This window comes from Xenorhabdus sp. TS4, assembly GCF_014467265.1.
Lineage (GTDB): Bacteria > Pseudomonadota > Gammaproteobacteria > Enterobacterales > Enterobacteriaceae > Xenorhabdus > Xenorhabdus ehlersii.
Genome location: NZ_NKHQ01000114.1, coordinates 1 through 2660 on the forward strand (window position 1 = coordinate 1; position 2660 = coordinate 2660).

General features: G+C 53.5%; 1 protein-coding gene. It reads right to left on the reverse strand.

Annotated elements, in window-relative coordinates:
- Positions 1 to 2660 (reverse strand): condensation domain-containing protein (locus Xets_RS19580; RefSeq protein ID WP_187652402.1); only part of this gene is annotated, 2660 nt, incomplete at both ends.

Sequence of the window (2660 nt, forward strand, 5' to 3'; positions counted from 1 at the left end):
CCAGATTTTCTACGGTGTAGCCTGCGGTTGTTGTCCGGTCATCTGCGGTTATCAATATCGGCGGTTCCGTCAGTGCCTGGGTATATTCCGTGAGGGTCGTCAGATGGCGTTGCTGGGTGAGTACATACGGGCTTCCGGTGTCTTGCAGAATAAACTGCACCCGCTCCGGTGGATATTCGGGGGAAATGGGCACATAAGCGCCACCAGCTTTCAGTACCGCCAGGATGCTGATAACCATTGCCAGACTGCGGTCAAGATAGAGGGCGATGGGGATGTCTGCTTGCAGGGGGACAGTATTACGTTGCTGATAACGTTCACGAATAACACCGGCTAACTGATTTGCCCGTTGGTTTAACTGCCGGTAGGACAGGGTTTCCCCTTCAAAGACCAGCGCCACATTATCCGGCGTCTTTTCTGCCTGAGCCTCAAACAGTTGCGGTAAGGTGTTATTTTGCGGGTAGGGAGCATCGGTCTGGTTCCAGGTGTGCAGCAGGGTGTGGCGCTCCGGGGCCGACAGGATATCAATCCCGGCCAGAGATTGTTGCGGGTCTGCCACGAAGGCGGTCAGCACCCGTTGATAGATACCGGCCAGCCGTGCCATGGTGGTTTCGTTAAACAGGCTGACCGCGTAATTCAGGCAACCTGTAATAGCGGGTTGTCCCTCGGACAGAAACAGGCTTAAGTCAAACTTGGCTGGGCTGTATAGCGATTCGTCCAGCGTCACCGGATGAAAAGGTAATCTGGTTTCTGGCTGGTGTTCACCAAAACTCTGTAAGCCAAACATCACCTGAAAAATCGGATGGCGGGCGGTGTCACGTTCAATCGTCAGGGCGTCAACCAGTTGTTCAAACGGCATGTCCTGATGCGCCTTGGCGTCGGCCAGTAATTGATGGGTCTGTTTAATCAGGGTGGCGACACTGTCTGTCTGCGCAAGCTGTGCCCGCAAGACCAGGGAGTTAACGAACATTCCTATCAGGGATTGAGTTTGGGCATGGTGCCGGTTATCGGTCGGTGTCCCCAGTACGATATCGTTTTGGCCGGATAATTTTGCCAGCGTGACATAAAAGCCACTGAGCAGCACGGTATACGGGGTGGTTTCCTGATTTTTTGCCAGCGTTCTTAACTGGTCAGAGAGGGCGGCATCCAATGTGAAATTGAAGTCCTTTCCTTGATAATTGACCTGGGCGGGTCTGGGGTGGTCTGTTGGCAGGGCCAGGGTTTCGTAGTGGGCTAAAGTGTGTCGCCAGTAGGTGAGCTGGCGTTCACGCACATCGCCCTGTAAATATTCCCGCTGCCATGCGGCATAGTCGCCATAGGCGATATCCAGGGCAGGCAACCGGCTGTCACGGCCGGCTAGCAGGGCCTGGTAAATTTCTGCCAGTTCATGCATAAAAATATCGAAAGCCCAGCCATCAATGGCGATATGGTGCCATAACATCAGGAAGTAATGCTTATCGGCCATGGAATAGTGACAGAGGCGCAGACTGGGTTCTGTGGTCAAATCAAATGGCGTGGTGATTTCAGTGCGAACCGTATCGAGAAGTGTGTCAATATCATCACAGGGTGCTACTGACCTGATAACCAACGACCTGTCCAGTACCTGTTGGTCGTTCTGTCCATCATCATGATGGCGGTAGACTGTCCTGATGATGGTATGGCGCTCCGCTAACCGGTTAATGGCGGTTTCTAATAAGGGCAGACAGGTGTCATTATCCAGTTGAACCAGATAGGGGATATGGTAGGCATCGGTGCCTTGTTCAAACTGCTCGATAAACAGCATGCGCTCTTGGGCAAACGATAAGGGATAGTGCTCCAGCGCAAGGTGAGGGATAACCGTATCGGCTGGTTGTCCCATCTGGGTCGCCAGACCGGCGATGGTTTTGAGTTCAAACAGTTGCGTCAGTGACACGTCCATTGCCAGAGTTTGGCGAATAGCCGCCGTCAGTTTAATCGCTGTCAGGGAATTGCCGCCGATACGGAAGAAGTTATCTTCAATGCCAATTCTCTCCAGCCCCAACACCTCCTGCCAGACGGCACATAACCGGATTTCTAGGGCATTGCGGGGCGCCATATAACTGTCGCGGTTTCCCCATACCGGCGCCGGCAGGGCACGGCGATCCCGCTTACCGTTCAAGGTCAAGGGCACCGATTCAATGCGGGTAAAGCTGGCGGGCAGCATATAGTCTGGCAGGTGAAGAGAAAGGTGTGTAATCAGGGCATCATCCGATACCTCACCATCGGTGACCAGATAAGCTACCAGCGCCTTATGGCCTTCCCGTTCGCGGTCAATCACCACCGCCTGTTTGACTTGGGGGTGTGAAGTCAGGGCGTTTTCGATTTCTCCCAGCTCAATGCGGTAGCCGCGGATTTTAACCTGAAAGTCATTGCGTCCCAGATATTCCAGCTCCCCAGTTGGCAACCAGCGGACTAAGTCGCCGGTTTTATACAGGCGGGTATAGCCACGGGCTTTATCTTCTGCGGTGGCAAACGGATTTTTGACAAAACGCTCGGCAGTGAGTTCAGGCCGGTTTAAATACCCCCGCGCCAGTCCGGCACCGCCGATATACAACTCGCCCGATGCGCCGATAGGGGATAAGTTGTTGTGACTATCAAGGACGTAAAGACGGACATTATTGATGGCCTTACCAATATTGCTGGCA